Raw genomic sequence first — 7,114 nt, 5'->3', positions numbered from 1 at the left:
CCCTGGGCGTGCTGGCCGAGGCGGGACAAACCCGGATGCCACGGTTTTGACCGGGTCGTTATGATTGACGTTTACGTAAACGTCAATCATCGACCATGCGGAACATCCCTGCCCCCGACTTCCAGCCCGCCGATGCGGACTACGCCGCCCGCGTGCGCGAGTCGTTCGCCCAGCAGGCGGCCATGGCGCTGATCGGCGCCGAGCTGGTCGAGGTGGCCCCCGGCCGCATCGCGATGACGCTGGCGCACAGCGCGCGCGTGACGCAGCAGCACGGCTTCATCCACGCCGGCATCGTCTCCACCGCGCTCGACTCGGCCTGCGGCTACGCGGCGGCCACGCTGATGACCGTCACCGGTCGCGACGACGTGCGGCACTGAAACCCGGTTGTCAGCCCGCTGACCCGGCCGCTACGCAACAATCCGCGCATGAGCACCGAACTGAACGAGCTTTTCGAGAGCAACCGCCGCTGGGCCGCCGAGGCCGAACAACGCGAACCCGGTTTCTTCTCCCGCCTCATCAAGCAGCAGACGCCGCAGTACCTGTGGATCGGCTGTGCGGACAGCCGCGTGCCAGCCAATGAGCTGGTGGACCTGCTGCCGGGCGAGCTGTTCGTCCACCGCAACATCGCCAACGTGGTCGTGCCAAGCGACCTCAACGCGCTGTCGGTGATCCAGTACGCGGTGGACGCGCTGCGGGTGCGGCACATCATCGTGGTGGGCCACTCCAACTGCGGCGGCGTCAAGGCGGCGCTGAACAACCTGCGCGTGGGCCTGGCCGACAACTGGCTGCGCCACATCCAGGACGTGCGCAACACGCACCGCGCCTTCCTCGACCGCGTGCCGGCCGAGCGGCGCGTAGACGCACTGGTCGAGCTGAACGTGCTGGAACAGGCGCGCAACGTCTGCCGCACCACCATCGTCGAGGACGCCTGGCAGCGCGGCCAGGAAGTTGTCATCCACGGCTGGGTCTACGGCCTGCACAACGGCCTGCTCGAAGACCTGCGCATGACGGTGGCGGGCATCGACGACATCGAGCCGGCCCATGCCCGCGCCGTGGAGGCCGTGCAACAGCGCTATCTCGGCAACAGCAACAGCGACAGCGACGCCGACTGAGCGAAGGCCCGGCGATGTTCCCCCAGCAGCTCACCGACACCCGCGCCTTCGACATCGCCAGTGCGCTGATCGAGGGCTTCAACCGCCACTACCGCCTCTTCCGCGAGGCCAGCGCGCAGGCCCAGGACCGCTTCGAGCGCGCCGACTGGCACGGCCAGCAGCGCGCCCAGCGCGAGCGCATCGAGTTCTACGACCTGCGGGTGCAGGAAGCCGCCGAGCGGTTGCAGACCGCGTTCCAGGCCGGCTCGCTCGGCATGGACGTCTGGCAGCAGATCAAGCTGCACTACATCGGCCTGCTCACCAACCACCACCAGCCCGAACTCGCCGAGACCTTCTTCAACTCGGTCACGACCAAGATCCTGCACCGGGACTACTTCCACAACGACTTCATCTTCGTGCGCCCGGCGGCCTCGACCGAGTACATCGAGAACGAGGAGCCGGCTGCCAAGCCCACCTTCCGCGCCTGGTACCCGACCCGCGCGACGCTGCGCGACACGCTGGCCGCCATCGTCCGGGACTTCGGGCTGCAAGGGCGCTGGGAGGACTTCGAGCGCGACCTCGATGACGTGCACACCGCCGCCGAAGCCGCCATTGGCGGAGACCGGCTGCGCACCAACTTCCAGCTCCAGGTGCTGTCCTCGCTGTTCTTCCGCAACAAGGGCGCCTACGTCATCGGCAAGATCGTCAACGGCCACGCCGAGACGCCGTTCGCGCTGCCGATCCTGCACGCCGCGGACGGCGCGTTCTACATCGACGCCGCGCTCTTCGGCGAGGACGATTTGCAGCGGCTGTTCAGCTTCGTGCGGGCGTACTTCCTGGTCGAGATGGAGATCCCTTCCGCCTACGTGCAGTTCCTGCGCTCGCTGATGCCGCGCAAGCCGCGCAGCGAGATCTACAACGCGCTCGGCCTGCAGAAGCAGGGCAAGACGCTGTTCTTCCGCGACTTCCAGTTCCACCTGCGCCACTCGACCGACGCCTTCCGCATCGCGCCCGGCATCAAGGGCATGGTGATGCTGGTGTTCGACCTGCCGAGCTACCCCTTTGTCTTCAAGCTCATCAAGGACTTCTACCCGCCGCAGAAGGACACCAGCCGCGCGCTGATCAAGAGCAAGTACCTGCTGGTCAAGCAGCACGACCGCGTCGGGCGCATGGCCGACACGCTCGAATTCAGCAACGTGGCCTTTCCGCGGGCGCGTTTCACCGACGCGCTGATCGCCGAGATCGAGAAGTTCGCGCCCAGCCTGCTGGAGATCTCCGACCGCGACGGCGACGGGCACGAGGAGGTCATCCTCAAGCACGTCTACATCGAGCGCCGGATGGTCCCGCTGAACATCTACCTGCAGGACGCCACGCCCGCGCAGCTCGAACACGCCGTCATCGAGTACGGCAACGCGATCAAGGACCTGGTCGCCGCCAACATCTTCCCCGGCGACATGCTGTGGAAGAACTTCGGCGTGATGCGGCACAACAAGGTCGTGTTCTACGACTACGACGAGATCGAGTACGTCACCGACTGCCACTTCCGCCGCGTGCCCGAGCCACGCAACGAGGAAGAGGAAATGAGCGGCGAGGTCTGGTACACCGTGCGCCCCGGGGATGTGTTCCCCGAGACCTTCGGGCCGTTCCTGCTGGGCAATCCGGCGGTGCGCCGCGTGTTCCTGCAGCACCACGGCGACCTGCTCGACGCCGCGTTCTGGCAAGGCCACCAGCAGCGCATCCGCGCCGGCCATGTCCACGATGTCTTCCCCTACGAGCAGGACAAGCGTTTTTCCCAGCGCCGATCCCTGACACCGAACACACCAGGAACAACAGGAGCACTCCCATGACCGATCCCATCGTCATCGTCTCGGCCGCACGCACGCCCATCGGCGGCCTGCTCGGCGACTTCACATCGCTCGCCGCCTGGGAACTGGGCGGTGTGGCCATCCGCGCCGCCGTCGAGCGCGCAGGCATCCCCGGCGACGCGGTGAACGAGGTGCTCATGGGCAACTGCCTGATGGCCGGACAAGGGCAGGCGCCGGCACGTCAGGCAGTGCTCGCGGCGGGGCTGCCGCAGTCGGCCGGGGCGGTGACGCTGTCGAAGATGTGCGGCTCGGGCATGCGGGCGATGATGTTCGGCCACGACATGCTCCAGGCCGAGAGCGCCGACGTGGTGGTCGCCGGCGGCATGGAGAGCATGACCAACGCGCCGCACCTGATGTTCGCGCGCAAGGGCGTGAAGTACGGCGCCACCCAACTGCTCGACCACATGGCGATCGACGGGCTGGAAGACGCCTACGAGCGCGGCAAGGCCATGGGCGTGTTCGCCGAACAATGCGTCGAGCAATACGGCTTCACCCGCGAGGCGCAGGACACCTTCGCCATCGCCTCGACCACCCGCGCCAAGGCCGCCAACGAGAACGGCAGCTTCGACTGGGAAATGGCCCCCGTGACCGTCAAGGGCCGCGGCGGCGACACCGTGATCCGGTACGACGAACAGCCGTTCAAGGCCAAGCTCGACAAGATCGCCAGCCTGAAGCCCGCGTTCAAGAAGGACGGCACCATCACCGCCGCCAACGCCAGCAGCATCTCGGACGGTGCCTCGGCGCTGGTGCTGATGCGCGCCTCCACCGCGGCGGCGCGTGGCCTGACGCCGGTGGCACGCATCGCCAGCCACGCCGTGCATGCGCAGGCACCCGCGTGGTTCTCCACCGCCCCGGCGGGCGCGATCGAGAAGGCGCTGAAGAAGGCGGGCTGGCAGGCCGGCGAGGTCGATCTGTGGGAGGTCAACGAAGCCTTCGCTGCGGTGACGATGGCGGCGATGGCGGACTTCAAGCTGCCGCACGAGATCGTCAACGTGCATGGCGGCGCCTGTGCGCTGGGGCACCCGATCGGAGCGTCCGGCGCGCGGATCGTCGTCACGCTGCTGGGGGCGCTGAGGCAGCGCGGGTTGAAGAAGGGCGTGGCGGCACTGTGCATCGGCGGGGGCGAGGCAACGGCGCTGGCGGTGGAGATGCTGTGACGGTGGACCTCGGCCTGCACGACCTGCCCCTCTTCGCGCTGACGGTGCTGGTGCTCAACGCCACGCCGGGCGTGGACATGGTGTTTGTCGTCACGCGCACGCTGCAGCGCGGCGTGCGGGGCGGGCTGGCAGCGGCGCTGGGGGTGTCGGCGGGCTGTGTCGTCCACACGCTGCTGGCGGCGTTCGGGCTGGCGGCGCTGCTGGCGGTGTCGGCGGCGGCGTTTGCGGCGGTGAAGTGGGCGGGGGCGGCATACCTGGCGTGGATGGCGATCGGGATGCTGCGCAGCGCGTGGCGCCCTGCCCCCGCCTCGGCGGACACTGAGCCGGCCGCACAGGCATCCGCTCCGCTGTGGCCCGTCTTCCGCCAGGGGCTGATCACCAACGTGCTCAACCCGAAGGTGGCGCTGTTTTTCCTCGCCTTCCTGCCGCAGTTCATCGATGCCGATGCGCCGCACAAGACGCTGGCCTTCCTCGCGCTCGGCGGCTGGCTGGTGCTGCAGGGGACGGTGTTCCTCGTGGCGCTGGTGGGGCTGTCGGCGCGGCTGCAGCGACTCGGCTCGCCACGGATGGCGCGCTGGCTGAACGGGCTGGGCGGCGGGCTGTTCCTGCTGCTGGCCGCACGATTGACTCGACTGAATCCGGAAACGACATGACGACCTCGACCCCCGCTCCCTCCTCCGTGCTCGTGGTCGGTGCCTCGCGAGGCATCGGGCTGGAGCTGGTCCGCCAGTACCGCGCCGAGGGCTTGCGCGTCACGGCCACCGCCCGCGATGACATCGGTTTGCACGCGCTCACATCGCTCGGAGCCCAGGCATTGCGTGTGGATGTGGCCCGGATGGCGAGTGTTGCCGGGCTGGCGTGGCAGATCGACGGCGAGGCGTTTGACCTCGTGGTGGTCAACGCCGGTGTCTACGGCCCGCGCCTGCGCACGCTCGACACGCCGACCGACGCCGACTTCGACCAGGTGATGCACACCAACGTGCTCGGCCCGATGCGCGTGGTGCCGCAACTGCTGGACGCGCTGGCGCCGGGGGCGCGGGTCGTGTTCCTGTCCTCGGTGATGGCCAGCCTCGGCGAGCGCACCCAGACGAGCGGCTGGCTCTACGCCGCGTCCAAGGCGGCGCTGAACTCGGTGATGAAGGACGTGTCGCTGGCGCTGGCCGACCGCGCCACCTGCATCGCCGTCCACCCCGGCTGGGTGCGCACGGCGATGGGCGGGCCGCAGGGGCAGCTCTCGGTCGAGGAAAGTGCCGCGTCGCTGCGCAGCACCTTCGCCCGGCTCGGCCCCGCCGACAACGGCCGCTTCCTGAACCACAACGGCACGCCGCTGCCCTGGTAAGTCCGCCTCCCACCACAAGACCCCGAAAGCCCCGCCCCATGCTGCTCAGCGACGACCACCGCGCCATCCAGGACGCCATCCGCTCCTACGTGCAAGACCAGATCGCCCCGCACGCGGCGCGCTGGGACAAGGAGCACCACTTCCCCGCGGCGGAGCTGAAGGGGCTGGCGGCGCTGGGCTGCTACGGCGTGGCCGTACCGACCGAGTACGACGGCGCGGGACTCGATTACCTGGCGCTGGCGCTGATCCTCGAAGAAGTTGCGGCGGGCGACGGCGGCACCTCGACGGTGATCAGCGTCAACAACTGCCCCGTCTGCTCGATCCTGATGGGCTTCGCCAACGAGGACCAGAAGCAACGGTTCCTCAAGCCGCTGGCGCGTGGCGAGATGCTCGGCGCGTTCTGCCTGACCGAGCCGCACGTCGGCTCCGAGGCGGGCGGGCTGAAGACGACCGCCGTGCGCGACGGTGACGACTACGTGCTCCACGGCGTCAAGCAGTTCATCACCAGCGGCAAGCACGGCGACGTGGCGATCGTCATGGCCGTGACCGACAAGGCGGCTGGCAAGCGCGGCATCAGCGCTTTCATCGTTCCCACGAACACGCCCGGCTACACGGTGGCGCGGCTCGAAGACAAGATGGGCCAGCACAGCTCGGACACGGCGCAGATCCTGTTCGAGCACTGCCGCATCCCGGCCGCCAACCGCCTCGGCGACGAGGGCCAGGGGCTGAAGATCGCGCTGTCCGGGCTGGAGGGCGGGCGCATCGGCATCGGGGCGCAGAGCCTGGGCATGGCGCGGGCGGCGTTCGAGGCGGCGCTGCGCTACAGCAAGGAGCGCGTGGCCTTCGGCGTGCCGATCTTCGAGCACCAGGCGGTGCAGTTCCGGCTGGCCGAGATGGCGATGCAGATCGAGGCGGCGCGGCAGTTGATCTGGCACGCCGCGTCGATGAAGGATGCGGGCGTGCCCTGCCTGAAGGAAGCGGCGATGGCCAAGCTGTTTGCCAGCGAAATGGCCGAGAAGGTCTGCTCGATGGCGATCCAGACCTTCGGCGGCTATGGCTACGTCAGCGACTTTCCGGTGGAGCGGATCTACCGGGATGTGCGGGTGTGCCAGATCTACGAGGGCACCAGCGATGTGCAGAAGATCCTGATCGGGCGGGCGCTGGCGGCGGGGTGATCACCAGAGCGTGGCCGTTCGAAACTCGGCAAACGCCGGGTCGCGTGTCACCAGCGGCATCGCCTCCAGCTCGCTTTGCGCTGCCAGCATGCGGTCGAAGGGATCGCGGTGCGTGGCCGTCATGCTGCCAGCGCGCAAGGCGTGGGTGTCGAGCAACAGCCTCATGCGGCACGGCCTTCCCAGGCATCCAGCTCGTCCGGCGGCAGTGGCTCGAAGAAGGCATCGCCCAGCTTGCCCGCGAGCCGTCCCGCGCGGCGCTGACCTTGAGGCGCGGCGGGCGGCATCAGGCGTGCATAGGGGCGCCCGTTCTTGGTCAGTACAACCTCCTGACCGGCATGGGCTTGCTCGACCCACCGTGCGAGGTCGTGTTCGGCGTCGTGGAAGCTGATGGTCACGGGCATGGTGTGGTTCTCCGCAGTGGTGATCACGCTTGAGGTGGCGCTGTCGGACGGGTGAATCAGTGTAGTCCGGCGAGGCTTCGTCGTGC

At 68.5% G+C, this 7,114-nt stretch carries 9 protein-coding genes; 7 read left to right on the top strand and 2 right to left on the bottom strand.

All coding sequences use genetic code 11. The features are described 5' to 3' along the window. The first annotated feature begins 95 nt into the window (after positions 1 to 95). The 7 genes from RMP06_RS04415 to RMP06_RS04385 are packed head-to-tail and all read left to right on the top strand — an operon-like array spanning position 96 to position 6,627. A complete protein-coding gene (locus tag RMP06_RS04415; protein ID WP_310460571.1) occupies positions 96 to 377 on the top strand; it encodes a PaaI family thioesterase in 282 nt (93 codons plus the stop codon). Between the two features lie 48 nt (positions 378 to 425). Beyond that, entirely contained in the window at positions 426 to 1,112 is a 687-nt protein-coding gene (gene can, locus RMP06_RS04410) for a carbonate dehydratase (RefSeq protein WP_310460570.1), read from the top strand. Between the two features lie 14 nt (positions 1,113 to 1,126). After that, complete coding sequence (aceK, locus tag RMP06_RS04405) at positions 1,127 to 2,938, top strand: bifunctional isocitrate dehydrogenase kinase/phosphatase (RefSeq protein ID WP_310460569.1); 1,812 nt, start codon at positions 1,127 to 1,129, stop codon at positions 2,936 to 2,938. Beyond that, positions 2,935 to 4,113 (top strand): acetyl-CoA C-acyltransferase, encoded by a 1,179-nt coding sequence (locus tag RMP06_RS04400; protein WP_310460568.1) that lies wholly within the window; start codon positions 2,935 to 2,937, stop codon positions 4,111 to 4,113. The genes aceK and RMP06_RS04400 overlap by 4 nt, the downstream gene beginning before the upstream one ends. Next, positions 4,110 to 4,766: a LysE family translocator gene (locus RMP06_RS04395; protein ID WP_310460567.1), complete on the top strand. Its 657-nt coding sequence runs from the start codon at positions 4,110 to 4,112 to the stop codon at positions 4,764 to 4,766. The genes RMP06_RS04400 and RMP06_RS04395 overlap by 4 nt, the downstream gene beginning before the upstream one ends. After that, on the top strand, positions 4,763 to 5,452 hold the full coding sequence (locus RMP06_RS04390) for an SDR family oxidoreductase (RefSeq protein ID WP_310460566.1): 690 nt from the start codon (positions 4,763 to 4,765) through the stop codon (positions 5,450 to 5,452). The genes RMP06_RS04395 and RMP06_RS04390 overlap by 4 nt, the downstream gene beginning before the upstream one ends. A 38-nt stretch (positions 5,453 to 5,490) precedes the next feature. Beyond that, positions 5,491 to 6,627: an acyl-CoA dehydrogenase family protein gene (locus tag RMP06_RS04385; protein ID WP_310460565.1), complete on the top strand. Its 1,137-nt coding sequence runs from the start codon at positions 5,491 to 5,493 to the stop codon at positions 6,625 to 6,627. On the opposite strand, the gene RMP06_RS04380 is transcribed toward RMP06_RS04385, so the two are convergent. Together RMP06_RS04380 and RMP06_RS04375 are read right to left on the bottom strand one after the other, a co-directional pair. Beyond that, positions 6,628 to 6,792, bottom strand: a complete 165-nt coding sequence (locus RMP06_RS04380) for a PIN domain-containing protein (RefSeq protein WP_310460564.1) — start codon at positions 6,790 to 6,792, stop codon at positions 6,628 to 6,630. It abuts the gene before it with no gap. Continuing rightward, positions 6,789 to 7,028, bottom strand: coding sequence for a type II toxin-antitoxin system Phd/YefM family antitoxin (locus tag RMP06_RS04375; protein ID WP_310460563.1), 240 nt, complete (start codon positions 7,026 to 7,028; stop codon positions 6,789 to 6,791). Before RMP06_RS04375 ends, RMP06_RS04380 begins: the two co-directional genes overlap by 4 nt. Positions 7,029 to 7,114 lie beyond the last annotated feature (86 nt).

The organism is Sphaerotilus sp., assembly GCF_031429695.1.
GTDB lineage: Bacteria > Pseudomonadota > Gammaproteobacteria > Burkholderiales > Burkholderiaceae_C > Sphaerotilus.
The sequence above is the reverse complement of the archived record's forward strand: the minus strand, read 5'-3'. Positions and strand labels throughout refer to the sequence as shown.

Bases quoted from the DNA above. Each gene is read 5' to 3' on its own strand.
- RMP06_RS04375 (WP_310460563.1), bottom strand. From the start codon at position 7,028: ATGCCCGTGACCATCAGCTTCCACGACGCCGAACACGACCTCGCACGG.
- can (WP_310460570.1), top strand. From the start codon at position 426: ATGAGCACCGAACTGAACGAGCTTTTCGAGAGCAACCGCCGCTGGGCC.
- RMP06_RS04415 (WP_310460571.1), top strand. From the start codon at position 96: ATGCGGAACATCCCTGCCCCCGACTTCCAGCCCGCCGATGCGGACTAC.
- RMP06_RS04385 (WP_310460565.1), top strand. From the start codon at position 5,491: ATGCTGCTCAGCGACGACCACCGCGCCATCCAGGACGCCATCCGCTCC.
- RMP06_RS04380 (WP_310460564.1), bottom strand. From the start codon at position 6,792: ATGAGGCTGTTGCTCGACACCCACGCCTTGCGCGCTGGCAGCATGACG.
- RMP06_RS04390 (WP_310460566.1), top strand. From the start codon at position 4,763: ATGACGACCTCGACCCCCGCTCCCTCCTCCGTGCTCGTGGTCGGTGCC.
- aceK (WP_310460569.1), top strand. From the start codon at position 1,127: ATGTTCCCCCAGCAGCTCACCGACACCCGCGCCTTCGACATCGCCAGT.
- RMP06_RS04400 (WP_310460568.1), top strand. From the start codon at position 2,935: ATGACCGATCCCATCGTCATCGTCTCGGCCGCACGCACGCCCATCGGC.